This is a genomic window from Bradyrhizobium sp. CCGB01 (assembly GCF_024199795.1).
GTDB lineage: Bacteria > Pseudomonadota > Alphaproteobacteria > Rhizobiales > Xanthobacteraceae > Bradyrhizobium.
The window spans coordinates 2,426,639-2,452,277 of the sequence record NZ_JANADK010000001.1 but is presented as its reverse complement, the minus strand read 5'-3'; the positions used below and the strand labels follow the sequence as shown (position 1 = coordinate 2,452,277).

The window sequence follows — 25,639 nt, the reverse complement described above, 5'->3', positions numbered from 1 at the left end:
GTTGGTGACAATCGCTGGGTGAAGGTCGGCATGAACATGACAAGTCAACAAAAATCGCGTGCGGCGAGCAACGACCTCGATCTGCTCGATCGCTATTGGCGCGCCGCCAACTACCTCTCCGTCGGGCAAATCTATCTGCTCGACAATCCGCTGCTGCGCGAGCCGTTGCGGCCCGAGCACATCAAGCCGCGTTTGCTCGGACATTGGGGCACGACACCCGGTCTCAACTTCATCTACGCCCATCTCAACCGTGTCATCCGCGCGCTCGACGTCAGCGTGCTCTATGTCTGCGGCCCCGGCCATGGCGGGCCGGGCATGGTGGCGAACACCTATCTCGAAGGCAGCTACAGCGAGATCTATCCTGATATCGCGCGCAACGCGGACGGATTGCGCAAGCTGTTCAGACAGTTCTCCTTCCCCGGCGGCATTCCGAGCCACGCCGCGCCGGAAACGCCGGGCTCGATCCACGAAGGCGGCGAGCTCGGCTACGCGCTGGTGCACGCTTATGGCGCCGCATTCGACAACCCCGACCTGATCGTCGCCTGCGTCGTCGGCGACGGCGAGGCCGAGACCGGTCCGCTCGCGGCGTCCTGGCACTCCAACAAGTTCCTCAATCCCGCCCATGACGGGGCGGTGCTGCCGATCCTGCATCTCAACGGCTACAAGATCGCCAACCCGACGGTGCTCGGGCGGATGCGCGACGAGGAGGTCCGCGACCTTTTCCGCGGGTTCGGGCACGAGCCGCTGTTCGTCGAGGGCGACGATCCCGGATTGATGCACCAGGCCATGGCGGACGCGCTCGACGTCGCGCTTGCCAGCATCCGCTCGATCCAGCAGCACGCTCGCGACGGGCGCAAGACCGCCGAACGGCCGCGCTGGCCGATGATCGTGCTGCGCAGCCCGAAGGGATGGACCGGCCCGAAGGAGGTCGACGGCAAGAAGGTCGAGGGTTTCTGGCGCGCGCATCAGGTGCCCGTTGCGAGCTGCCGCGAGAACCCGGCGCATCTGAAGGTGCTCGAAGACTGGATGCGCAGCTACGAGCCGGACAAGCTGTTCGACAAGAACGGCGCGCTCATCCCCGAGCTACAGGCGCTGGCGCCCGACGGCAGCCGCCGCATGGGCGCCAATCCGCACGCCAATGGCGGTCTGTTGAAGAAGGAGCTGAAGCTGCCGGACTTCCGCAGCTTCGCCGTGGAGGTGCCGCAGCCCGGCGGCGTGACCGGGGAAGCGACGCGCGAGCTCGGCAAATTCCTGCGCGACGTCATCCGTCTCAACGCGCAAGAGCGCAACTTCCGCATCATGGGTCCGGACGAGACCGCGTCGAACCGGCTCGACGCGGTGTTCGAGGCCACCGAGCGCGTCTGGATGGAGCCGATCGAATCCTACGACGTGCATCTCGCACAGGACGGCCGCGTCATGGAGGTGCTGAGCGAGCATCTCTGCCAGGGCTGGCTCGAGGGCTACCTGCTCACCGGCCGCCACGGCTTCTTCTCCTGCTACGAGGCCTTCATCCACATCGTGGATTCCATGTTCAACCAGCATGCCAAATGGCTGAAGGTCACGCGGCATCTGCCGTGGCGCCGCCCGATCGCTTCGCTCAACTATCTCCTGACCTCGCATGTCTGGCGGCAGGACCATAACGGCTTCAGCCATCAGGATCCCGGCTTCGTCGATCTCGTCGCCAACAAGAAGGCCGACATCGTCCGCATCTACTTCCCGCCCGACGCCAACACACTGTTGTGGATCGCCGACCACTGTCTGCGCACTTACAACCGCATCAACGTCATCGTCGCCGGCAAGCAGCCGTCGCCGCAATGGCTGTCGATGCAGGAAGCGGCCACGCATTGCGATGCCGGCATCGGCATCTGGACCTGGGCCGGCAACGAAGACGCCAACGGCGAGCCCGACGTGGTGATGGCCTGCGCCGGCGACGTGCCGACCCTGGAAACGCTCGCCGCCGTCGACCTGCTGCGCAAGGCGCTGCCTGACCTGAAGATCCGCGTCGTCAACGTCGTCGACCTCATGACGCTGCAACCCCGGGAGCAGCATCCGCACGGCCTTTCCGACCGCGACTTCGACGGCCTGTTCACATCAGACAGGCCCGTGATCTTCGCCTATCACGGCTATCCTTATTTGATCCACCGTCTCACCTATAACCGTACCAACCATGCCGGCATGCATGTGCGTGGCTTTGCCGAGGAAGGTACCACGACGACGCCGTTCGACATGGTCGTGCTCAACGGGCTCGACCGCTATCACCTCGCGATCGAGGCGATCGAGCGCGTGCCGGGGCTTGCGGCCAAGGCCGCACAGGTCAAGCAGCAGTTCCGCGACAGACTGATCGAGCATTCGCGTTACGTTCGCGAGCATGGTGAGGACATGCCTGCGGTGCGCGACTGGGTCTGGCCGGGCAAGACCGGTTGACCTCATGACCGCGTCGGTCCTCGTCCTCAACGCGGGCTCGTCGAGCATCAAGTTCGGCCTGTTCGACATTGCAGCGACCGAGCCGGCCCTGCTCTGCAAGGGCCTCCTCGACGAGCATGAGGCGAAACCGCGGCTCGTGGTAAGGAGCCCCGCGGGCGAGGACCTGTTCGAGACACGGAGGGAGACGGCGGACGCGAGCGGAGGTCACCTGCTCGCCGACGTGCTCGGCTTCATAAAGGACCGCTTTGGCGATCAGCGCTTGCGCGCCGTGGGTCACCGCATCGTTCATGGCGGCCCGGACTATTCCGGGCCGGTGACGCTGACGGACGACGTCTACGCGAGACTGGAGGCGCTGACGCCGCTGGCGCCGCTGCACCAGCCGCGTTGCCTGGCGCCGGTCCGGACCATCAGGACGATCAAGCCCGACCTGACGCAGATTGCCTGCTTCGACACCGCCTTCCACCACAGCATTGAGCCGCCCGCGAGCCGCTTCGCGATCCCGCGGCGCTTCGAGGAGCGCGGCATCCGGCGCTATGGGTTCCACGGACTCTCCTTCGAATATGTCGCGGGCCGCCTCGCCGAAATCGCGCCGGAGCTCGCCTCGAAGCACACCGTGATCGCGCATCTCGGCAATGGCGCGAGCCTGTGCGGCTTGCGCGATGGCCGCAGCGTCGACACCACGATGGGACTGACGCCGCTCGACGGCCTAGTGATGGGCACCCGCTGCGGCACGATCGATCCCGGCGTCCTGCTCTATCTGCAACAGCACGAGAAGATGTCCGTCGAGCACATCGAGCACCTGCTCTATCACGAGTCCGGCCTGCTCGGCGTCTCCGGGATCTCGGCGGACATGCGCGCACTGCTCGCAAGCAGTGAGGCCGCGGCGCGCGAGGCGGTCGATCTCTTCACCTTCCGCGCGGCGCAGCAGGTTGCGGTGATGGCGACCACGCTTGGCGGGCTGGACGGCCTGGTCTTCACCGGTGGCATTGGCGAGCATGCTGCGGACATCCGTGGAGCAATCGGCGAGCGTCTCGGCTGGCTTGGCGTGCGCATCGATGCCGCTGCGAATAACGGGGGACGCGAGCGGATCAGCGGCAGCGGCGGTGCTGTCGATGTGCTGGTCATCCCAACGAATGAGGAGTTGACAATCGCGCGGCATTGCGCGGCGGTGCTGCGAAAGAGATGAGACGCGGTTGGCGGGTGCATCTTCCCTTCTCCCCTTGTGGGAGAAGGTGGCGCGAAGCGCCGGATGAGGGGTTCTGTCTGCGGTCACATCTGCAGATGAGTATGCGGAGAGGGACCCCTCACCCTAATGAGTTCGTGTCTACCTGCGGCGCTGCCCTCTCCCACAAGGGGCGAGGGCACAGTCATGCGCATCTCGCCTGCTGAACTCAGTGAATCCCGGCAAAGATCTGGATACAGCCGATCGCGACTTCGATCAAAATCAGCACGACCACCGCGATTTCGAGCCGCAACGAACGCTGGGTGTCGATGATGTCGGTCAGCGCATCGGCCGTCTCCGCAACAACCGTGAGCTTGCGCTCGAGCGTGTCGAGACGCTCCTTCAGTTCGTACTCGTCTTCGAGACGCGCATAGAGCCGGTCGAGCTGCGGCTTCTCCCAGAGCGCATCGGGCTTTTCGGCAACCGCGACGCGGCCGGCGACGCGCTGCTGGACCAGCAGCGCGTTGCCGATGAGCTGGAGGATGCCCTTGCGCCGGCGCGAGGTGCGGCCTTTCTCGGCAAGCTCGCGCGCAAAAGGCTCGATAACGTCGAACACCGCAGCGACGCGGCGTTCGTCGCGCGCCAGCGACGTGCTCTTGGCCAGTGCATCCGCGATCAGCAGCAGCCGCTCGTCGGAAAACTTCGAGAGATTGATCGGCCCGCCCGGCTGGATCGCTTCGGTGCTTTCATCCTTGCAGAGCTGCGCTTGCGCGATCTCCTCTTCAAAGGGGCTGAGCTCGCCGATGACGCGGGATTTCAGGCTGTCGATCAGCACCTTCTCCTCCGAGGGGAGCAGGCCGATCAGCACCACAACGCCGTAGCGGAAGATCACGGCAAGGCCGGCATGGACGCGGAAGGCGGCCGGCGTCGAGGAGACCGGCGCACCCAGCTCGAGCCCCGAGGGATTGATGCGTTCGCCCAGCATCACGGCGCGGATCCGCAAGGTCGGCGCACCGTCCGGCTTCGGCGATGTCGGCGTCGTGCCAACGGGAAGTTGATCGGCGGTCACTGGACTATCTCACTTTGCGCGGTGCGCGGTTGCACGTTTTTCCCACCGTAAGGTCTGTGTCAGACTGCCCGTGCAGCCTTGCGGAAAAATGCCGTCCTCGCCCCGATCATACCGGCGGAGAAAGCCCCCGTTTGAAGCTCACGACAACAAGATACGCCGAAACATTCGGCAATATGACCACCTCGCGCGCAACACATTCGGCTGCGATAGGCCTCCCGGGGTTTACCATCGCTGACCGTAGCGCTGCCAAAAAGTTGCACTCGGCAGCGCCGCGTGTTTATGACACATTCATAACGAGCTACGCTTCTCCCGAAGTGCAGACACTGAAGCCTCAATCATGCTGAGCGTCATCATTCCGACCGAAGGCGTCGAGCAGACGGCGGTCGCAACTCTCGCCGCGCTGGTACCCGGTGCCGCCGCGGGCGTCATCCGCGAAGTGCTGCTGGTCGACGGCACCCGCAACGGCGTCATCGAGCGCGTTGCGGACGTTGCAGGCTGCCGATTCATCGGCTTCGAGGGATCCTCGCAGGGCGCTGCGCTCGCCGCCGGCGCGCTTCAGGCCCGGTCGCCCTGGCTGATGTTCCTCCCCGCCGGCGCCGTGCTGGAAACCGGCTGGATCGACGAGACCACCCAGTTCATCCACACCGTCGCGACCAGCGGCCGGGATCGTGCGGCGGTGTTCCGCTATGCGCGCTCGCCTTACGCGGATACCGGAATCCGCGACCTCCTCCGCGCCGTGACGCGCAAGCTCGTCGGTCCGCTCGGCGATCAGGGACTTTTGATCGCGCGCGATCATTACGACCGGATCGGCGGCTACCCGCCCCAGGCCCGCCGCTCCGAGGCGCGGCTGCTCCGGCGGCTCGGCCGTTCGTCCCGGACCATGCTGCGCAGCCGGATCGTCATGGTCGGCTGAGGCCACCAAATACTTGCCAAAGTCAAATAATTATTTGACAATGGCAAGTATCGAGGTGACCCAATGACATTCGACGGTACCGACGACCAGATCGCAGCGGTTCGCGCCTTCAACCGCTTCTATACCCGCAAGCTTGGTGTGCTCGACCAGCATCTTGGCCAGAGCCCGTTCTCGCTCAGCGAGGCCCGCGTGCTCTATGAACTCGCGCATCGCGACGACCTTGCGGCAAAAGAGATCGGAAACGAGCTTGGTCTCGACGCCGGCTATCTCAGCCGCATCGTCCAAAGCTTCGACGAAAAGGGGCTGATCACGCGAAGGCCCCTGCCCGCAGATCGCAGGCAATACCAGCTCAGCCTCACCGCCAAGGGCCGCCAAACCTTCGCCAAGCTGAATCTGGGTTCGCAAAACGAGGTCGCCGCAATGCTGGCTCGGCTTTCAGCCGGCGATGCCACGCGGCTCACACAGGCGATGGCGACCATCGAGACCGTGCTGGAGCCACGTCAAAAGCAGCCCGCGTCTGTCCTGCTGCGCAGCCATCGCATCGGCGACATGGGCTGGGTCATCTCCAAGCAAGCGGCCGCCTATGCTGCGGACTACAACTGGGACATCAGCTACGAGGCGCTGGTCGCCGAGATCTGCGCACAGTTCATCAAGAATTACGACGCCGCACGCGAGCACTGCTGGATCGCGGAAGTGGGTGGCGAGCCGGTTGGCTCGATCTTTCTGGTCAAGGCCACTGACGAGATCGCCAAGCTGCGCCTGTTGCAGGTGGAGAAGAAAGCCCGGGGGCTCGGCGTCGGCCGCGCGCTGGTCGAGCAATGCATCCAGGGCGCACGCGAGAGGGGCTACAGCAAGATGACGCTGTGGACCCAGAGCATCCTGGTCGCCGCACGCGGCATCTACCAGTCCGCCGGCTTCAAGCTCGTGAAGGAAGAGAAACACCACAGCTTCGGTGCCGACCTGGTCGGCGAGACGTGGGAGCGTGATCTCTGACGATCTCGCAGCATGCGGGATGCGCATGAATGTGCCCTCGCCCCTTGTGGGAGAGGGCAGCGACGCCGGTAGACACAGGCTCGTCAGGGTGAGGGGTCTCTCTCCGCGAGCCTGGAATCGTAGGGTGGGCAAAGGCGCGTTGGCGCCGTGCCCACCGATCCAGAATTGCGATAGAACTCGTGGGCACGCTTCGCTTTGCCCACCCTACGAGACTGACCGTGTGGAAAGACGTTGCGGAGTTATCCGTGCCTACACCGTCGCGCCTTGCGCCTTCGGCCGGCGCAGATGCTCGTCGAGCCGCGGCATGATCTCGACGAAATTGCAGGGGCGCGTGCGGTAGTCGAGCTGGGCCTTGAGGATGCCGTCCCAGCCATCGCGGCAGGCGCCGGGCGAGCCGGGCAGGCAGAAGATGTAGGTCGCGCCGGTCACGCCCGCGGTGGCGCGGCTCTGGATCGTCGAGGTCCCGATCTTGGCGTGGCTCAGCATGTGGAAGGCGATCGAGAAACCGTCCATGCGTTTCTCGAACAGCGGCTCGATCGCCTCCGGCGTGACGTCGCGGCCGGTAAAACCGGTGCCGCCGGTGGTGATGACGACGTCGATGCCGGCGTCCGCAATCCAGCGGCGGATGACGGCACGGATCGCCTCGACGTCGTCGGTGACGATCTCGCGCGCGGCCAGATGATGGCCGGCGGCGGTCAGGCGGTCGGCGAGCGTCTGGCCGGATTTATCATCCGCGAGCGCGCGCGTGTCGGAGACGGTGAGCACCGCGATGTTGAGCGGGATGAACTGTTTTGTTTCGTCGATGGAGGCCATTGAACCGCACCTTCTATCCGCCCACCGACGTCATCCTGAGGTGCACGCGAGCGCGCCTCGAAGGATGAGCCGGAGCCCCGCCATCCTTCCAGGCTCGCAAGGGCGAGCACCTCAGGATGACGCCACCACCACCTTACATCTGCCCGCCGCCGAACGTGTTGCAGGCCTGGACCGTGCCCTGCTGGTAGCCGGTCATGAACCACTGCTTGCGTTGCGCCGCCGAGCCGTGGGTGAAGGAATCGGGCACGACGCGTCCCGTGGCCTGGCGCTGCAGCGTATCGTCGCCGATCGCGCTCGCCGTGGTCAACGCGGCGTCGATGTCGCCGGGCTCGAGGAAGTTCGGACGCTTTTTCGCCTCGCGGTTGACCCAGACGCCGGACAGGCAGTCGGCCTGCAATTCGACCTTGACCTGCAGCGCATTGGCCTCGGCCTTGCTGCCGGCCTGCTGCTGCAGCCGCGTCACGCGCGGAATGATGCCGAGCAGGTTCTGGATGTGATGGCCGGCCTCATGGGCAATGATGTAGGCGGTGGTGAAGTTGCAGGCGGACTTGCCGGAGCAGCCGCGGAAGCGTGTCTCGACCTCGCGGAAGAAGGCGGTGTCGAGGAAGATGGTGCGGTCCGGCGGACAATAGAACGGGCCCATCGCCGACTGCGCCATGCCGCAGCGGCCGCCATTGGTGGCGTTGCGGAACAGCACGACCTTCGGACCGGTATAGTTCTGGCCGCTGGCCTGGAAGATCTCGCTCCAGCGGTCGTCGATCTCGCCGAGAATGCCGGCGATCATGCTGCCGACCTCGTCGGTCGGCGCGCCGCGCTTGGCCGAGGTCGACTGACGATCGGTCTGGTAGGACGGTGCCTGGCCGCCGCCGGTAAGGATTTCGGCGCCGCCGATCAGGATGCGCGGATCGATGCCGAAGGCATAGCCGACCAGGCCGAGCACGATGATGGTACCGATGCCAAGGCCGCCGCCGCCCATCGGCAGGCCGAACCCGCCTCCGCCGCCGCCCATGCCACCACCGTCATCGCGACGATCCTCGACGTCGTCGCTGCGGCGAAAGTCATCGTAACGCATGGCGGCTTTCCCTTAAGGTCCCGGATGGCGGTTCTTGGCGCGCGGATGCGCGAAAGCTCAACGCGCCACATACGTAAAATTTCCGTTGCACTTATCAATATCGTGGCCGGCAAAAATTGCCTAGTGCGACAGCATGTCGATGCCAGCAATTTTTTCCGGGGGTCGTGCAATTTTTTCCGAGAGAAATTTGGCGACCTGACTGCTCCCGCAACGCGAAGAAATACGAAATACACTGGAAAACGCGGCGAATGCGCGAAGCGAAACGCGCTCAATGCAAGATGCGAGGTCTGCTCACGAAAACGGCGGGTTAAGTCGATTTTTACTTTGCCGCTTCATTGTAACGGTCAGTCGGTTGTTTGGTCCCGCGTCGCCGACAGCGTCGCCTGAGTCAGAGTTCTTGAGTCATGGTAGTGTCGCGTCGCGGGGCGTCTGCAAGGGCGCCCCGCACAAATTTTGAGTCTCCCTCGCACAGCATCGTCCTCGGCGATTGCGTCGCCGAGATGTCGAAGCTTCAGGCTGGTTCGGTCGATCTCGTGTTCGCCGATCCGCCCTACAATCTCCAGCTCAAGGGCGATCTCAAGCGCCCCGACGAATCCCATGTCGATGCCGTCGACGACGAATGGGACAAGTTCGATTCGTTCTCCGCCTATGACGATTTCACCCGCGCCTGGCTGCTTGCCGCCCGTCGCGCGATGAAGCCGTCGGCGACGATCTGGGTGATCGGCTCCTATCACAACATCTTCCGCGTCGGCGCGATCATGCAGGACCTCGGCTTCTGGCTCCTGAACGACATCGTCTGGCGCAAGTCCAACCCGATGCCGAATTTCCGCGGCCGCCGCTTCACCAACGCGCACGAGACCATGATCTGGGCCGCGCGCGACGAGAAGGCCAAGGGCTATACGTTCAACTACGAGGCACTGAAGGCGGCCAACGAGGACGTGCAGGCACGGTCCGACTGGCTGATCCCGCTCTGCACCGGCGAGGAACGCCTCAAGGGCGCCGATGGCAAGAAAGTGCATCCGACGCAGAAGCCGGAAGGCCTGCTCGCGCGCGTGCTGCTGTCGTCGTCGAAGCCCGGCGATCTCGTGATCGATCCGTTCAACGGCACCGGCACCACCGGCGCGGTCGCAAAGCGCCTCGGCCGATCCTATATCGGTTTCGAGCGCGACAAGACCTACGCCAAGGCAGCCGAAGCGCGCATCGCGGCGGTCGAGCCGCTGCCGGAAGAAAGCCTCGCCCCGTTCATGACCGCGCGCGAAGCGCCGCGGGTCGCGTTCTCCGAGCTGATCGAGCGTGGCATGATCATGCCAGGCACGAAGCTGTTCGATGCCAAGAAGAAGCTCGGCGCACTCGTGCGCGCCGACGGCGCCATCATGCTGGGCGACAAGGTCGGCTCGATCCACCGCATCGGCGCCGTGGCGCAAGGGGCGCAAGCCTGCAACGGCTGGACGTTCTGGCATGTCGAGACCAAGAAGGGTCTCAAGCTGATCGACGAGCTCCGCGCCGAGATCCGCGCCGGCATGGCGGCGGGGTAAGCTCCAGCTCCACGTCGTAGTCTTGTAGGGTGGGCAAAGGCGCAAAGCGCCGTGCCCACCGAATCTTTCCCAGCGGATACAGCGTTGGTGGGCACGCTTCGCTTTGCCCACCCTACTGCGTCTTGAACGCCGCCGCAGTCAGGACTAGATTTCCCCTATCAGTCCCGTCCCGACCGGTCCTCCAATGCGACGACAGTCCGAGACATTGCTGCTGGTGCCGCTGCTGCCGATCTTCCTGCTCGGCATGTTTCCGATGTTCCTGATCGCGCTGCTGGGATTTTTCGGGCTCGCCCTGTTCGGCGTGCTCGTGATCTGCGTCGGGCTCGCCAGCAGCAACGAGGCTCACGACAATTTCAATCACGACGTGATCGTGCACGGCTACGCGCGCGGATCGGAGCGCAAGGCGCGGGCCTCCGACATGCACATCGCGACGCGGCTCGGGCTGCGGCTGGAAGCGGTCGGCGCGGCGATGATCCTTACGGCTGCGATCGGCCTTTGTTACGCCGGCTGATCTGCGTGCCGCGCAGATACCGCCCGGCAAACTCGCCGGTTGCCCTCCTCGACGAGGTTCAGGCAAGAGAAGCCGTCAGCGCCAGTGACGCTGCGTTCGCTCACGACAACAACCCGCTTTCGCTCTTGTTTCGCTCTGGCCAACAACACTGGGGAGATGATCGATGCTCAAATTCTATTTCAACGGCTCGCCGAACCCGACCAAGGTCGCGCTTTATCTCGAAGAGACCGGCCTGCCCTTCGAGCCGGTGAAGGTCGACACCCGCAAGGGCGAGCAGTTCACGCCGGACTATCTGAAGATCAATCCGAACGCCAAGGTGCCGGCGATCGACGACGGCGGCACGATCGTGTTCGATTCGAACGCCATCCTGCTTTATCTCGCCGAGAAGACCGGCAAGTTTCTGCCCGCCGCAAATATTCGCGGCGAGACGCTGTCATGGCTGATGTTCATCGCCACCGGCGTCGGGCCCTATTCTGGCCAGGCCGTGCACTTCAAGCATTTCGCGCCGAAGGACCAGAACCACGACTACGCCCATAACCGCTACCAGTACGAGACCGATCGCCACTACAAGATTCTCGACGCTCACCTCGAAGGCCGTCGCTACATGGTCGGCGACAGCTATTCGATCGTCGACATGGCGCTGTGGGGCTGGGCGCGGATGGTGCCGTTCAAGCTCGGCGACGACGCCTTTGCGCGATACCCGAACGTGAAGCGGCTGGTGGACGAGATCTCGGCGCGGCCCGCGGCCGCGCGCGCGATCGCCCTGAAGGACAAGTTCACCTTCAAGGCCGAGATGGACGACGAGGCGCGCGCCAACATGTTCAAGCACATGACGACCAAGGTCGCCTGATCGCGCCACACCGCGATTTGAAGGCCACGCGCATGCGCGTGGCCTTTTGCTTTTATGCGGCGTGGACCGAGTTCAGGAATTTGGCGACTTCCTGCTTCAAGCGGTTGCTGTCAGCCGACAGCGAGCGAGCCGCCGAGAGCACCTGCGAGGAGGCCGAGCCGGTCTCGGAGGCGCCGCGCTGGACGTCACCGATATTGGTCGAGACGCGCTGCGTGCCATGGGCGGCCTGCTGGACGTTGCGGGAGATGTCCTGCGTCGCCGCGCCCTGCTCTTCGACGGCGGCGGCAACCGCCGACGAAATCTCCGACAGCCGCTCGATGGTGCCGCTGATCTCCCGGATCGACCCGACCGACTGCTCGGTCGCGGCCTGGATGCTCGAAATCTGCTGGCCGATCTCGCCGGTCGCTTTCGCGGTCTGCTCGGCCAGCGCCTTCACTTCGGAGGCGACCACCGCAAAGCCGCGGCCGGCCTCGCCGGCGCGCGCGGCCTCGATGGTGGCGTTCAGCGCCAGAAGGTTGGTCTGGCCGGCAATCGTGCTGATCAGCTCGACCACGTCGCCGATGCGCGCGGCCGCCTTGGACAGCTCGCCGACGCGTTCGTTGGTCCGGCTCGCCTGACCGACCGCTTCGTTGGCAATACGGGCGGATTCCTGCACCTGGCGGGCGATCTCCGTGACCGAGGACGAGAGTTCCTCCGTCGCCGAGGCAACCGCCTGGACGTTGGCTGTAGCCTCCTGTGAGGCGGATGCCACCTCGGTCGACAGGTCCTGCGCACGCGTCGCGGTCGCCGTCAGCGTGCCGGCCGAGGCCTCCAGCTCGCTCGATGCCGACGACACGGTATCGACGATCTCGCCGACCGCCTGCTCGAACTGGTCGGCAAGCCTGACCATATCGGCCTTGCGGCTCTCGGCCTGCCGCGCCTCGAGCTCGCTCTGCTCGCCGCGCAGGCGTTCGGTGTCGAGCATGTTGGTCTTGAACACCTCGATCGCCTTGGCCATGTCGCCGATCTCGTCGGCCTTGCCGCGGCCGGGAATCTCAACCGCGAGATTGCCGCCGGCGAGCAGCCCCATGGCGCGCGTCATCGAGGTCAGGGGACCGACGATGCTGCGGGCGATCAGGAACGCGACGATGCCGCCGAACAGGATGGCAAGGCCGCCGGCGAGCTCCTGGATGGACGTCGTTCCCGCGATCACCGCTTCGGCATTGGCGCGCGAGTCCCGGTAGTCCTTCTTCAAGGCGGTTTCAGCGATCTTGAGCTTGGCGATGCTCTCCACGATGAGGGGCGCGAGGTTCTTGTGGTAGATCTCGTCGGCCTGGAGCATCGCGGCCGACGTCGTCTCGAACGCGGATTTGTAGATTCCGAGCGAGGTCTTCACCGGCGCGAGCGTGGTTCGCAGTTCCGCGGCCTGCGGGCTCTTTTCGATCGCCGCGAGCCGCTGCGACGCCCGGTCCACATTGGTCCTGAAGTTGGCGGGCCCCTTGGTGTCGCGCAGGGCCAGGAAACGCCAGTTTGCGATTTGAACGAGAAGCAGCCTGGATTCGAGGTCCGCGACGAGGGCCGCGGTGTCTTCGTCGACGGCTGCGCGCGCCACGTCGGTCAGCTTGTTCATCTTGACGGTCAGCTCGTCCCCGCTCGGCAGCAACGTCGCCTTGCCCGTTCGCGCCTCGTTGACGGCGTCGCCGAGATTGTCACGCAGGCTTCGCATTTTGCCGATGTCGGCGATCAGATCGTTGTAGAGCTTCCGCCGCTCCTCGGAGGCTGTGCCTTTGGCGCCGACCTGCAACAGCTCGATCGCCGCGGTCTCCCGCTCGGCGGCCTCCTTCATTGCGGGTTCGCTGGCATCGTAGATGTAGCGCAGGTTGGCGCGCTGGATGGCCTGGAGATGGGTCGAGATCTCCAGCACCCGCGCGGTGCTGTCCGAAAGCGCCGATTGCCTTCCGACCTGATCCTGGACCGCCCACAAATTCCAGACGGCAACCACCGCCATCACGAGACCGACCGCCACCAGGGCCATGAAGCCTGCGTACAGGCGTCCCCTGATCCGCAAACGAAATTTCGGCATTCCCACTGTCCACCCGGATGCATGTGAATTCGGGCGGACGAACTCATCCGGCGATCGTCGCGGCCACCCCCGGCAGCCGCGCGTCACTCCTCGAGCGACTCACGCTGCACTGCGACACAATGGGGGACACTCGTTAATTGAACCTTCCAAATTTTCGCGCACACGTCATGAGGCGCATACAAAATCTGCTGATCTTCTATGCAGTTGCGCAAGGATGTGGCGCACAGCCGCGCGCGGCATGCAGCCGGCTGCAAACGTCGCGCCGTTGAATGTTTGTCAGTCGCCCGCCTGCGTCAATTTGCCGAGCGCGTTCTCGACCACTTCCAGTGTGTAGGGCTTCTGGATCACCGGCGCGGCGGCCAGCTCCGCCGGGATCGGCGCGCGCTCGCCATAGCCGGTCGCGAACACGAAGGGCACGCCGATCTCCATCAGCTTCTGCGCCACCTTGATGCTGCTCTCGTTGCCGAGATTGAGGTCGAGCAGGGCAAAGCCCGGGCGCGTGCGCTCGATCGCACGCAGCGCCTGGTCGACGGTCGCGGCAGTATCGACGTGGCGGGCACCGAGGTCGAGCAGGATGACCTCCGCGGCCATCGCGATGATCAGATTGTCCTCGACGATCAGGGCCGTGTCGGAAATCCGCGAACGGGACGATTGCTGCTCTTCGACGCGCATGGCGGCTCCTGCGATTGATGGCACGAGTTCGACGAAGTTGGGGGGAATGATGAACGTCGCTTGCACCCCCAGCAGGTCGAAGCGGATTTCGGCCTCGCCCTTGAGGTCGAACGGGACGGAGCGCTCGATGATCGTGGTTCCGAAGCCGCGCCGCGACGGCGGCTGCACCGGGGGACCGCCGCTCTCCTTCCAGTCGATGACGAGGCTCGACGACGGATCGAGGCGCCACGCGACCTCGACGCTGCCGGTGGAATCGGCGAGCGCGCCGTATTTGGCGGAATTGGTCATCATCTCGTGCACGACGAGGGCCAGCGTTGCGAACGCCTTGGGATCGAGCGCCACGTCGGGGCCGCCCATCCTGACCCGGTCTGCGCGCGCGCCCAGATAGGCGCCGGCCTCGGATTCGAGCAGCGAGCGCAGTGCGACGGGCGCCCAGTTCAGATTGGTGATCTGGTCGTGGGCCCGCGCCAGGGCCTGGATGCGGCCGCCGAGCACGCCGGCGAATTCCTCGACGCTGGCCGCTGTGTCCTTGCTCTGCGCCACCAGAGCGCGGACGAGGCTCAGGATGTTGCGGACGCGGTGATTGAGCTCGGCGATCATCAGCTCCTGCCGCTCCTGCGCGCCGCGCCGCTCGCGCGCGGCGAGATCGGACAGTTGCAGGATCACCTCGAGCAGCGTCACCCGCAGGCTCTCCGCGATGCGGATGTCGGCGGAGGACCACGGTTTCGACTGGCCCGCCACCGTTTCCTGCCAGAGCTCAAAGCTCTTGCGCGGCGTCAGGCGCGGACCGTTCGGGCCTTCGTCGTAGACCTTTTCGGGCGCACCGGCCCAGTTCACCGAACGCACGACCTCGCGCCGGAAGAAGATCAGACAATCGCGCGGGGCGCGCGAGATCGGGATGGCGAGGAAACCGGCCGCGCGGTCGCGGAAGGACTGGCCGGCGGCATACACCCTGGCGATCTCGGCGCTGGCGAAAATCCGTCCCGGCGAGGTCCGGTTGATGAAGGCAACGAGCTCCTTCACCTCGTCCTCGGTCGGCGTCTGGCCCTGAAGCGCGATCTTGTTGTCGGACCAGACCGCCACGCCGTCGCAGTCGATCATCCCGCGATAGTCGCCGAGGAAGTCGACGATGGCGCGCTGGCTGTGCTCGTGCGAGGCCGCGGTCTCGATCAACCGCTCCTGCACGTGGTGAGCGCGCATCTCGTAGGCGACGTCGCCCTCGCGCTCGCGCCCTTCCACGATCCAGGAGAACATCTGCCCGAACAGTTCGGAGGCCGTGCGCTTCTCGAAAGAGATGTGGCGCGGCGAGTAATGATGGCAGGCGAACAGGCCCCACAGCTTGCCGTCGCGCAGGACCGACACCGACATCGAGGCGCCGACGCCCATGTTGCGCAGATATTCGATGTGGATCGGCGACACCGAGCGCAGCACGCTCATCGAAAGATCGAGCAGCCCCGCATTGTGGGTCGCCGTCGACACCAGCGCGGCTGGCTGCGCATTGATGTCCGCTATGATGCGCAGCCAGTTGCGCTGATAGAGAACCCGGGCCTGTCTGGGGATGTCGGAGGCCGGGTAATGCAGGCCGAGAAACCGTTCGAGCCCCGCTTCCGCAGCCTCCGCGATCACCTCGCCCGATCCGTCCGGGTGAAACTGATAGACCATGACGCGGTCGAAGCCGGTCAGCACCTTGAGCTGCCGCGCCGCCTCGCGCGCGAGCTCGGTCATGCCGCGTGTCTTGCGGATCCGCTCCAGCATCAGGCGCACCAGCTCGCCGGAATTGACGCCCGGCTCGATGACGCTTGGCTCGGCCTCCACGACCAGATAGACGCCGGAAAAATGGATCGCGACGTCGCAAAGCGGCTTGCCCGCCTGGAGCTCGACCCCGAAGAGGCGTTCGGTCGCGTCCGGACCACTCAGATGATCGACGCGGCTGCGGATGGTCTCGACGGCGGCTTCGGCGATGACGCTCGACAGCGGCCGCTGGAGCAGGTCGGCGACGTCAGTGCCGAGAAAGCTGGCGGCATTGTCCGACGCCATGCAGATCGTGAAATCCGACAACAGCGTGAGCAGGAAGCCGAACGGCTGCACGCTGCCGGGAATGTGGATCGGCTCGCGATCGCAATTGGTGAGATTGACGGCCTCGTTCATGCGCGGTCCGCCGCCTGCTCGAACGCGGCGAAGGCGATGTGCGCCGCCTCGATCACCTCGTCCTCGTCGCAGGCCTCTTCGCTTTGAAGCTTCGACAGGAAACTCTGCCAGAGCCGTTTGCCGGCGCCGTGGCTGAGATAGCCGGTAGCCTCGCCGATACGGGGGTCGGCGGCATCCGCAACCGCCTTCAGCAGGAATTTGGCCCCGAGCCGGGAGCCCTCCAGCACGTACATGGTGCCCAGCACGCCGCTGCGCGTCAGCGGCGGCACGGACACGGTGGGTTCCGCGGCGCTGCCGAGCCGTTCGAGATCCGCCGCGATCGCTGCGCTGCGCGCCCGCTCCGGCCAGTCCGGAAACATCGTGGCGACGCCGGCAGCGACAAGCGTGGCTTCGAGCGGCAGCAGCGCGCCGGCACTGGCCTGCAAAAAGCGGCGGTAGCCGGAAAATACGGTGAGATCGAATGATGAAAGCTGCGCATCGAGCTCCCGGTGCGCAGCCGCAGTCGCATCTCTCAGTCGTTCGCGGAGTCCGGGGAAGCTGCGGCCCACTTGTGTCGAAACGTCCGAAGCCCCAGCCAGCATGAAATTCCCAAACGCGCGCGATGCCGAAGGCGCGATTGCCCCGGAAGCGAAGGAACGCCGGCGGAACCCAAAGGTTCCGCCGGCACTCCAAAAGCCGGGCAAGGCGACGGCCCGTGTCCCTCCCCCTCTATTTGCGTCGGCGAGGCTTATGCAGCTCTTACGCGATCTCCGCTCGGGTCATCCCACAATCCTGAAGCTCCCGTTCGGTCATGGCGGCGAGCTGATACCGGGCCTGGGACCGCTCGCGCCTGATACGGACCATCTCCACCAGCGCCCGCCAGGCCCGCGCGACCATCATCGGCCGTGATGAACCGGCTCGGCCCGGGCATGCGACGCGGCTCAACCCGCTCAGCCCGCAGCCCTCACCGGCGTTTGCGGAAACAGACCGAGCGCCTTCTCGGTCAGCACCGAGTCGCAGTACTCGCGGATCTCCTTGATCTTGCCGTCCTCGAACTGAAACACGAGGCAGTAGTCGTTGTCGTAGCGCACGCCTTCGGGCGTGACATTGTCGCCCTTGGCTTCCACCACGACGACGTCGCCGTCGGCAATGAAGCGGTGGGCGACCGTGCGCGTGCGGTCGCGCAGACGGGTGCGGACATAGCCGTGCAGATCGTTGAGGATCGACCCCTTGCCGGTGAAGGTGCGCGACCAGGAATACTGGCCGGTCACGACCCATCTGGCGTCGTCGGCAAGGCTTGCGGTGAACAGGGCGCGGTCGCGCACCGCCGGGTCGGGGCTGGCGGCGGCGGCGAAAATATCCTGCATCAGTTTCTTGTTGGCGCTCGCGTTCATGGCGGCATCTCCGTTTGCTGGCAACACGGAGAACATCGCCGCTGGAATAGAATTCTTCAAATCGATAACGGATATGATATCTATTCACCTGATGAATTTGAATTCGCTTGATCTCAATCTATTGACCGCACTCGACGCACTGCTGCGCGAGGCCAATGTCAGCCGCGCGGCGATGCGGATCGGGCTGTCGCAACCGGCGGCGAGCCACGCGCTGCAGCGTCTGCGCGACCTCTTCGGCGATCCGCTGCTGGTGCGCACCGGCGCGCGGATGGAGCTGACACCCCGGGCGCAGGCGCTGCGCGCGCCGCTGGCACAGGCGCTCGACCAGGTGCGCGGGCTGTTCGTGCCGGATGATTTCGACGCCGCGCGCAGCGAGCGGCAGTTCCGCCTGATGATGCCGGATCTCGCGGTCGAGCTGTTGATGCCGCCCTTGATGGAGAAGGTGACGCGTCTTGCCCCCAACATCCGCATCGAGATCGTGCCGTGGCGGGGATCGGCAATCTTCCATGCCGAGTTCGCCCGCACCATCGACCTCGTGATCTCGATCGGCAACGCATTCAAGGGTTTTCACCGCCAGCTGCTGTACACCGACAGCGATGCGCTGGCGGTGCGGCGCGGTCACCCCATGGGGGCGAAACTGAAGCGGCGCGAAATCTTTCTGGCCGCCCGCCATGTCGGTGTGATCATCCGTGGCGGCGCTGAGGACCTGATCGACCCCTGGCTGCGCAGCAAGGGCATCGAGCGGCACATTTCGCTTGTCGTCTCAGGCTATCTCGAAGCCCTGCACATCGCCGCCCGCACCGACCTCGTTGCCTTCGTGCCGCGCCGGCTGATCGCGGCCCTGTCCAAGCAGCTCGGCCTCGTCACGGTGACGCCGCCGCTCGACCCAGGGATCGACGAGCAATTCATGTTCTACCCGACCCGCGCACAGATGGACCCCGGCTCGATCTGGCTGCGGCGGCTGATGCTTGAGACGGGACGGGAGCTGGAGCAAGCCAAGCGCAAGCTCTCGTAGGGTGGGCAAAGCGAAGCGTGCCCACCACTTTTGTCGTCGTCTGGAAGGATGGTGGGCACGGCGCTACGCGCCTTTGCCCACCCTACGAGAGCTGGTGCGTTGTTACGCCTTCTGCTCGTCCATCACCTTGCGCACCGCCGGTCGGTCAGACATGCGCTTGAAATGATCGGCGATCTTCGGCGTGGCATTGATGTCGACGCTGTCGCCTTCGAGCCAGGTCGACAGGGTGTAGAGATAGGGATCGCAGATCGTGAACTGATCGCCCATCACCCAAGGCCCCCGAAACATCTTCTGCTCGATCAGGGCGAAGCAGGCGCCCATGGTCTGCGGGACCTTCGCCTTCATGTCGGCGAACGAGCTCTCCTGCGTCGCCCAGCGCGCGCCGCGCATCTTGTGAGCGTGGTTGATGTGCACGGTCGAGCAGAGATAGGAGTTGAACGACTGCACCTGGGCGAAGTCGAAGGGATCGTCGAGCGGCGCGAGCTTCGCCTTGGGCAAGGTCTGCGCGATATAGGCCAGCATCGCCGGCGTCTCGGTCAGCACGCCGCGATCGGTCACCAGCGCCGGGACCCGGCCCTTGGGGTTGATGGCGAGATAGTCCGGGCTGTTCTGCTGGTTGTCCTTGAAGCTCAGCCGTTCGGCCGTGTAGTCGGCGCCGGCCTCTTCCAGGGTGATGTAGGTGGCGAGCGCGCAGGTGCCGGTGGCGTAGTAGAGCTTGAGCATGTCGGACCTCATGGGAAAGCTGGAAATTAACGACTGTCGACCCCGAGGTCTATAGCACGACATTCTCCGTGCGTTGCTCTTCGCAGTTGCCCACCGCCGCCCCCCTGTGCCAAGACGCCTGCAATCGGAGGGGTTTTGTCATGACCGTACTCATCGCCGGCGGCGGCATCGGCGGGCTGACGCTTGCGCTCAGCCTGCACGGAATCGGCGTTCCCGTAAAAGTGTTCGAGAGCGTCGCCGCGCTGAAACCGCTCGGCGTCGGCATCAACGTGCTGCCGCATGCGGTCCGCGAGCTGATCGAGCTCGGGCTGATGGACAAGCTGGACGCCAGCGGCGTGCGCACCCGCGAGCTCGCCTATTTCACCAAGCACGGCAAGCCGATCTGGAGCGAGCCGCGCGGGCTGGAAGCCGGCTACAAATGGCCGCAATTCTCGATCCATCGCGGCACCCTCCAGCAGCTCCTGCTCGACACCGCGATCGAGCGGCTCGGCCGCGACAATATCCTGACCAGCCATCATCTGACCGGCTGGACTGAGACGGCCAACGGCGTGCGCGCCGATTTCATCGACAGGGCGACCGGCAAGGCCGCAGGGACCTACGACGGCGCGATCATGATCGCCGCCGACGGCATCCATTCCGCCGCGCGAGAAAAGCTCTACCCCAATGAAGGCCCGCCGATCTGGAACGGCCGCATCCTCTGGCGCGGCGTCACGCCGTCAAAGGCCTTCCTCACCGGCCGCACCATGATCATGGCCGGGCACGAGATCCTGAAATTCGTCTGCTATCCGATTTCGAAGCAGCCGGATGCGGCGGGCAACCATCTGATCAACTGGGTCGCCGAACGCCATATGCCGCCGACCTATCAGTGGCGTCGCGAGGACTATAACCGCACCGCGCGGCTGGAGGAGTTTCTGCCCTGGTTCGAGAGCTGGCAGTTCGACTGGCTCGACGTGCCCGGCCTGATCAAGAACTGCCCGCATGCCTACGAATATCCGCTGGTCGACCGCGATCCGGTGTCGCAATGGACCTTTGGCAAGGTCACGCTGATGGGTGACGCCGCGCATCCGATGTACCCGATCGGCTCGAACGGCGCCTCGCAGGCGATCCTCGATGCCCGCACCATCACCCGCGAGATCCTTGCGCATGGCCCGACGACCGCAGCGCTGCTCGCCTATGAGGCCGAGCGGCGTCCCGCGACCACTGACCTCGTCCTGCTCAACCGCAAGAACGGCCCTGAGCAGGTGATGCAGCTCGTCGAGGAGCGCGCGCCTGACGGCTATGACGTCGTCACTGACGTGCTGTCGCAGCAGGAGCTGGAGGACATCGCCGCGAACTACAAGCGCGTCGCGGGCTTCCAGGTCGAGGCACTGAATGCGAAGCCTGCGATTGTGAGCAGAGACGCGAAGCGGGCGGGGGCGTGAGTTAGGGCGCGGACTCATTGGCACGCAGCCAAATGCGTATGGATGCAAGCTTGACGAATGCCAGATAGTTGGCCGCCAGCTTGTCGCATCGGGTCGCGACGCGCCGACACTGCTTGATCTTGTCGAAGAACCGTTCGATCAAGTTGCGCGCGCGACACAGCCTCGGGCAAAGTGCGTAAACAGACCTGTCCTGATGCCCTCGAACGTCCGCTGGAGTCGGCAGGGAGCCGATGCAAGGTTCCTTGATCTATCGCAAGGTGGCTCCAAGGTGACTCAATGAAAAGGGTCTTTCTTCCGCGCCGGAGGAGTAAGACGCATGCATTGTCCAACCCGATCGTGCACCTCGGGATCGATCCAGAGTACGGGCTCTGCCGATGGCGAGCATCTTGGGACTAATTTTGGGGCAATGAACTGAATCAATCGAAGCGCAACAAGTGCAGGCTCGGTTAAACGCGAGGGCTACGCAGTTGCAGGAGAAGCCCAATCAAGTAAGGATAATACAGCAACGAGGGGCGGCGCTGGTCAATATGGCCGTAGCGGCGCTGATAGTTGCCGCGCTTTATGTAGGTCGTGAAATTTTCGTCCCGATCGCACTCGCGGTCCTCTTGAGCTTTGTACTCGCGCCCTTTGTCATACGACTGCATTCCTGGCGAATTCCGCGCACCGCTTCTGTTCTTGTCGTGGTGTTCTTTGGTTTTGCGATCATATTCAGTTTGGGCGGCCTGATGGTATCGCAGGCAACTCGCCTTGCTGCGAAACTGCCTCAATATCAGCAGACGTTGAGCGATAAGGTCGAAAGCATTCGTGGTTTGGTCGGTGGTACAGGAACGTTGGAGCAGGCATCCACTGTTCTCAAGGAATTAGGGACGCAGCTGCAACATGGGAACACGGCTGACCAACCGGACAACGGTCTTGCGAAGCAAGGACCGGGAAAAGCGATTCCGATACCTGTCGAAGTCAAGCAGCCCGACCCCGGCGCTCTGACGACGCTCGCCAAGATCATCGAACCATTGCTTTCGCCACTCACGACGACCGGAGTCGTCGTGATTTTCGTGGCTTTCATCTTGCTGCAACGCGAGGATCTTAGAAACCGACTCGTTCGCCTCGCTGGCTCGGGAGATATTCAGCGCACAACCGCAGCCCTTGATGACGCCGGCAAGCGACTGAGTAGACTCTTTCTAACTCAGATGATCTTCAATGCAGTATTCGGATTGGCAATCGGCATAGGCCTTGAGCTCATTGGCGTGCCCTCGGCTCCGCTATGGGGTCTGTTAGCGATGATCTTGCGGTTCGTGCCGTATATCGGTGCACTCATCTCAGCCATATTCCCGCTTATCCTCGCTGCAGCCGTTGGCTCCGGCTGGGAGATGTTGGTGCTGACTGCTCTCTTGTTTGTGGCCCTGGAATTTCTAGCCGGACAAGTTATCGAACCTTTGATTTATGGCCACAGTTCTGGCCTGTCTCCTGTCGCGGTCATCCTGTCTGCATCATTCTGGACCTGGCTCTGGGGCCCGATCGGATTGGTCATGGCAACGCCTCTGACGGTATGCCTCGTCGTCGCGGGACGGCATGTCGAGCGGCTCAAATTCCTGGAAATCATGCTTGGCGACCGACCTCCGTTGAAACCGCCTCAGCTGTTTTACCAACGGCTTCTGGCCGCTGATCCTCTCGAGGCGGCAGAACAAGCGCATGACTTCCTCAGAGATGCGTCACTTGAGGACTACTGTGACACTATTCTACTGGAGGGATTGAGGCTCGCGGAAGCGGACCGTCAGTTAGGCCATCTCGACGAAGAGCGATTGAATCGAATTGCTTCAACTGTCCGCGAACTGGTGGCTGACCTGGAATTGAACCACGAGACAGGAGCGACGGGCGTTCCGTCCATAGACTTGAGTGCCAACCCCGGAGCAGCCATCGCAATTGAACAAACAAGAGCGCAACTCGAGTTGACCAAGGAGAGCAGTGGAGCGCCTCCTATTCTCTGTGTTCCAGGATCCGACAAGCTCGACGAGGCAGCAGCGCTAGTACTGGCCTATTTGCTGCGTCACCGTGGTATCGCAGCGACAGCAGAAGAGGCCGACGCCTTGTCGATGTCGAAATTCGTTTCGCTCGATATGACTGACACGTCGTTGGCGTGCGTTTGCTACGTCGGCCAACCATCTACCGGCAAGATTCAGGCTACTGTTCGCAGGCTCAACAAGAAGAAATTCGACGCTCGCATTCTAGTCGCCCTTTTTGGAGCGGAAGGCACCACGCCGCCTGTTGACGCGGTCGTTGATCTTGTTTCCCGCGGATCTTTTAGCGCTGCGCTAAGCGCAATCACTCAGGCCGGCGACAAGCAGTGCGGTGCTGCGACCGTCGACAATAAAGCGGCTGTGTTCAACTGACGAAGGACGCGAGAAGGCTTCCTGCCCCGCACCCGCCCTCTCCCCGTAAGAACGGGGCGAGGAAGCGAGAGACAGGTGCTCGTCTCACCGCACCACCCTCGCCGCCTCCAACAGCCGCTCGCTCGCGGTTGCCGTGGCGAGCACGGTCCCGTCTTCGGCCATCAGCTTGGCCTCGACGAATGCAATCGTCTTGCCGAGCTGCGTCACCGTCGCCTCGGCAATGATCGGCCCGGGCCTGGCCGGGCTCAAAAAGTTCACGGTCATGCTGATGGTGGTGGTGTAGAGGCGGCCCTCACTCATCACGAGGACGGCCGGTCCCATCGTGTCGTCCAGCATGGCCGACAGCATGCCGCCCTGGATGAAGCCCGCCGGGTTGCAGAACTCGGGCTTGCCCTCGAAGGCGAGCTTGATCCAGCCCTCCTCGGGGCGGGCATCGAGCAGACGCCATCCGAGCAGCTCGGCGCAGGGCGGCTTGCGAAAGTTGTCGAGCGCGGTCTTGACCATGCCAAATCTCCGTTGCCGGCGGCTCATAGCGTAGGTCTGTTGCCAGCCTGGTGTCAGCAGGCGATAGGCCGCAGCGCAATATCCCCCGGGAACCCCGGAAACCCCCGGGATTTCGCCGGCACTTAAGGTCGCTTCAACCAACCGGCTTCACGACCGATTCAATACGATCCAATTGGACAATCCGCCGGTAAGCGGTTGGAAGCTACCACATGGCATGAGCGACGGTGACACCGGAGCCTTTCCATGCGAGCCCTCTTGCAGCAGGCAGCGAGCCGCCTGCACGCGATCGAAGACCATCTGACCGTGCGCACGCAGATCGCCGCGGCGGTGGCGGCGATGTCCATCGTGCTGGTAGGTACACTCGCGACCGGCGCCGCGCTGATCAGCTACAGGAACACTGCCGCGCTGATCGAGAGCAGTCTGGCCGGAACCGCGTCGATGGCCTCCGGCCGGCTCGACCGCTTCATGGCGACGCGCCAGCAGGAGATGAAGCTGTTTGCCGAACTGAAGCCGATGCAGCCGCTGTGGCAAGCCGACCCGGCCGCGTTGCGCAGCTCGCTGGAGGACCTCCAGCGCTCCTTTGCCGAATTCGCCTGGATTGGTTTCGCCGACGTAAACGGCAACGTGGTTGCCGCGACCGGCGGCCTGCTGCAAGGCAAGTCCGTTGCCGCACGACCCTGGTTCAAGCAGGGCCTCGAGAGAGTCGCCGTCGGCGACGTCCATGAGGCCGTACTGCTGTCCTCGCTGCTGACGCAGCGCGCCAACAACGAGCCCTACCGCTTCGTCGACATCGCCGTGCCCGTGCGTGATGCCTCCGGCAGGCTGCTCGGCGTGCTCGGCGGGCACCTGAACTGGGATTGGGCCAGCAATCTGATCAAGGACGTCGAGGCCAACGACAACAATGCCGACGCGGCGCTGTCGATCATCAGCAAGGGCGGCGTGATCCTGCTCGGGCCGCAGAAAGAAACCATCCGGTACAGCGGCGACGAGCTGGCCGGCATCCTGAAGGCCGGCGTCGGCGCCTTCCGCGAGACGACCGACGGCCGGCAGATGCTCACCGCCTTCCACGTCGGCACGGGGCATCGCGACTATCAGGGCCTGAACTGGATCGTCACCGCGAGCCAGCCGGCGAGCGTGGCGCTGGCGGCGGCGATCTCGTCGGCGCAAACGATTTTGGCGATCGGTGCCGTCACCGCGCTGATCGCGCTGTCGCTGGCCATGCTGGTCTCGCGAAGGATCGCAGCGCCGATCATCGCCATCACGCAGGAAGCCGACCGCATCGGACGCGCCCACGGCCCGACCATGCTGGCGCGGCAGAGCGGCTCGGCCGAGGTCGTGCAGCTCTCGCGCGCGCTGCGCTCGCTGCTGCGCCGGATCGGCCTTGCCGAGGAGCGCACCAAGGAAGCCGAGCTGCGCGCGACCGAGAATGCGATGCAGCTCCAGGAGGACATGCTGAGGCTGCGCCAGCTCGCCGACACCGATTTCATGACGGGCCTGATGAACCGCCGCTCCTTCCTGGCCGTCGCCGACGACGCCATCGCGTTCTGCCGCCGCTACAAGCGCAACATGGCGACTTTGATGATCGACATCGATCATTTCAAGAAGATCAACGACACCCATGGCCATGCCGCCGGCGACGATGCGATCAAACGCGTCGCGGAGATCGTCAATCAGTCGATCCGGACCACCGACAAGGCCGCCCGTTTCGGCGGCGAGGAGTTCGTGGTGCTGCTGCGCGAGATCGACCAGGAGACCGCCGTGCTGCTCGCCGATCGCATCAGGACATCGATCGAAGGCGCGACGGTACGCCATGGCGACACCATCATTCCCCTCACCGTGTCGGTCGGGCTCGCGCTGTTCGACGAGAGCGACCGCGACGTGCAGGACGTGATCGAGCGCGCCGACCAGGGCCTCTATGTCGCCAAGAAAACCGGGCGCAACCGCACCTTCCTGATGCCGGCCGAGGACGAGCGCGCCGCGCGCGCGGCGTAA

At 64.4% G+C, this 25,639-nt stretch carries 20 protein-coding genes and 1 pseudogene; 11 read left to right on the top strand and 10 right to left on the bottom strand.

The window, feature by feature from the left end; genetic code table 11:
- Window positions 1-36: 36 nt before the first annotated feature.
- Window positions 37-2,424 carry a phosphoketolase gene (locus NLM25_RS11010; protein WP_254141156.1) on the top strand — a complete coding sequence of 796 codons (2,388 nt, stop codon included), beginning with the start codon at window positions 37-39 and terminating at the stop codon, window positions 2,422-2,424.
- A gap of 4 nt (window positions 2,425-2,428) precedes the next feature.
- The gene (locus tag NLM25_RS11005) at window positions 2,429-3,610 is read left to right on the top strand and encodes an acetate/propionate family kinase (RefSeq protein ID WP_254136953.1); all 1,182 of its coding nucleotides are present in this window, start codon (window positions 2,429-2,431) and stop codon (window positions 3,608-3,610) included.
- A 205-nt stretch (window positions 3,611-3,815) separates the two neighbouring features.
- On the opposite strand, the gene NLM25_RS11000 is transcribed toward NLM25_RS11005, so the two are convergent.
- A complete protein-coding gene (locus NLM25_RS11000; protein WP_254116902.1) occupies window positions 3,816-4,655 on the bottom strand; it encodes an RMD1 family protein in 840 nt (279 codons plus the stop codon).
- Window positions 4,656-4,992: 337 nt separating this feature from the next.
- On the opposite strand from NLM25_RS11000, the gene NLM25_RS10995 reads away from it, so the two are divergent.
- Window positions 4,993-5,568 (top strand): glycosyl transferase, encoded by a 576-nt coding sequence (locus NLM25_RS10995; RefSeq protein ID WP_254116901.1) that lies wholly within the window; start codon window positions 4,993-4,995, stop codon window positions 5,566-5,568.
- Window positions 5,569-5,631: 63 nt separating this feature from the next.
- The gene (locus NLM25_RS10990) at window positions 5,632-6,561 is read left to right on the top strand and encodes a helix-turn-helix domain-containing GNAT family N-acetyltransferase (RefSeq protein ID WP_254136952.1); all 930 of its coding nucleotides are present in this window, start codon (window positions 5,632-5,634) and stop codon (window positions 6,559-6,561) included.
- A gap of 249 nt (window positions 6,562-6,810) precedes the next feature.
- Here the strand turns inward: NLM25_RS10990 and moaB are convergent, their stop codons facing one another.
- Together moaB and NLM25_RS10980 are read right to left on the bottom strand one after the other, a co-directional pair.
- Window positions 6,811-7,374 carry a molybdenum cofactor biosynthesis protein B gene (moaB, locus tag NLM25_RS10985; RefSeq protein ID WP_254136951.1) on the bottom strand — a complete coding sequence of 188 codons (564 nt, stop codon included), beginning with the start codon at window positions 7,372-7,374 and terminating at the stop codon, window positions 6,811-6,813.
- A gap of 133 nt (window positions 7,375-7,507) precedes the next feature.
- Window positions 7,508-8,446, bottom strand: a complete 939-nt coding sequence (locus NLM25_RS10980; RefSeq protein WP_254116898.1) for a neutral zinc metallopeptidase — start codon at window positions 8,444-8,446, stop codon at window positions 7,508-7,510.
- Between the two features lie 404 nt (window positions 8,447-8,850).
- Between NLM25_RS10980 and NLM25_RS10975 the strand changes: the two genes are divergently transcribed.
- From NLM25_RS10975 to NLM25_RS10965, 3 genes are all read left to right on the top strand, one after another.
- Window positions 8,851-9,981 (top strand): site-specific DNA-methyltransferase, encoded by a 1,131-nt coding sequence (locus NLM25_RS10975; RefSeq protein ID WP_305887581.1) that lies wholly within the window; start codon window positions 8,851-8,853, stop codon window positions 9,979-9,981.
- Between the two features lie 184 nt (window positions 9,982-10,165).
- On the top strand, window positions 10,166-10,492 hold the full coding sequence (locus NLM25_RS10970) for a hypothetical protein (protein ID WP_254116896.1): 327 nt from the start codon (window positions 10,166-10,168) through the stop codon (window positions 10,490-10,492).
- 163 nt (window positions 10,493-10,655) lie between these two features.
- Entirely contained in the window at window positions 10,656-11,342 is a 687-nt protein-coding gene (locus NLM25_RS10965; protein ID WP_254136949.1) for a glutathione S-transferase family protein, read from the top strand.
- 52 nt (window positions 11,343-11,394) lie between these two features.
- Here the strand turns inward: NLM25_RS10965 and NLM25_RS10960 are convergent, their stop codons facing one another.
- The 4 genes from NLM25_RS10960 to NLM25_RS10940 all read right to left on the bottom strand — a co-directional run bounded on the left by NLM25_RS10960 (window position 11,395) and on the right by NLM25_RS10940 (window position 17,597).
- Window positions 11,395-13,404 carry a methyl-accepting chemotaxis protein gene (locus NLM25_RS10960; RefSeq protein ID WP_254136948.1) on the bottom strand — a complete coding sequence of 670 codons (2,010 nt, stop codon included), beginning with the start codon at window positions 13,402-13,404 and terminating at the stop codon, window positions 11,395-11,397.
- Between the two features lie 276 nt (window positions 13,405-13,680).
- The gene (locus NLM25_RS10955; protein WP_254136947.1) at window positions 13,681-16,224 is read right to left on the bottom strand and encodes an HWE histidine kinase domain-containing protein; all 2,544 of its coding nucleotides are present in this window, start codon (window positions 16,222-16,224) and stop codon (window positions 13,681-13,683) included.
- Window positions 16,221-16,805 (bottom strand): biliverdin-producing heme oxygenase, encoded by a 585-nt coding sequence (locus NLM25_RS10950; protein ID WP_254116892.1) that lies wholly within the window; start codon window positions 16,803-16,805, stop codon window positions 16,221-16,223. Before NLM25_RS10950 ends, NLM25_RS10955 begins: the two co-directional genes overlap by 4 nt.
- A 348-nt stretch (window positions 16,806-17,153) precedes the next feature.
- Window positions 17,154-17,597 carry a nuclear transport factor 2 family protein gene (locus NLM25_RS10940; protein ID WP_254136946.1) on the bottom strand — a complete coding sequence of 148 codons (444 nt, stop codon included), beginning with the start codon at window positions 17,595-17,597 and terminating at the stop codon, window positions 17,154-17,156.
- 91 nt (window positions 17,598-17,688) lie between these two features.
- Between NLM25_RS10940 and NLM25_RS10935 the strand changes: the two genes are divergently transcribed.
- Complete coding sequence (locus tag NLM25_RS10935) at window positions 17,689-18,612, top strand: LysR family transcriptional regulator (RefSeq protein WP_254141154.1); 924 nt, start codon at window positions 17,689-17,691, stop codon at window positions 18,610-18,612.
- A gap of 102 nt (window positions 18,613-18,714) precedes the next feature.
- Here NLM25_RS10935 and NLM25_RS10930 read toward each other — a convergent pair whose 3' ends face one another.
- Window positions 18,715-19,335, bottom strand: coding sequence for a glutathione S-transferase family protein (locus tag NLM25_RS10930; RefSeq protein WP_254116889.1), 621 nt, complete (start codon window positions 19,333-19,335; stop codon window positions 18,715-18,717).
- 140 nt (window positions 19,336-19,475) lie between these two features.
- On the opposite strand from NLM25_RS10930, the gene NLM25_RS10925 reads away from it, so the two are divergent.
- Window positions 19,476-20,756: a flavin-dependent oxidoreductase gene (locus NLM25_RS10925; RefSeq protein WP_254136945.1), complete on the top strand. Its 1,281-nt coding sequence runs from the start codon at window positions 19,476-19,478 to the stop codon at window positions 20,754-20,756.
- Window position 20,757: 1 nt separating this feature from the next.
- On the opposite strand, the pseudogene NLM25_RS10920 reads toward NLM25_RS10925, so the two are convergent.
- Window positions 20,758-20,916 (bottom strand): annotated as a pseudogene (locus tag NLM25_RS10920) (IS5/IS1182 family transposase); the annotation flags it as partial.
- 307 nt (window positions 20,917-21,223) lie between these two features.
- Here NLM25_RS10920 and NLM25_RS10915 point away from each other — a divergent pair.
- Entirely contained in the window at window positions 21,224-23,143 is a 1,920-nt protein-coding gene (locus NLM25_RS10915) for an AI-2E family transporter (RefSeq protein WP_254136944.1), read from the top strand.
- 84 nt (window positions 23,144-23,227) lie between these two features.
- Here the strand turns inward: NLM25_RS10915 and NLM25_RS10910 are convergent, their stop codons facing one another.
- The gene (locus NLM25_RS10910; protein ID WP_254136943.1) at window positions 23,228-23,647 is read right to left on the bottom strand and encodes a PaaI family thioesterase; all 420 of its coding nucleotides are present in this window, start codon (window positions 23,645-23,647) and stop codon (window positions 23,228-23,230) included.
- Window positions 23,648-23,890: 243 nt separating this feature from the next.
- On the opposite strand from NLM25_RS10910, the gene NLM25_RS10905 reads away from it, so the two are divergent.
- A complete protein-coding gene (locus tag NLM25_RS10905; protein WP_254136942.1) occupies window positions 23,891-25,639 on the top strand; it encodes a sensor domain-containing diguanylate cyclase in 1,749 nt (582 codons plus the stop codon).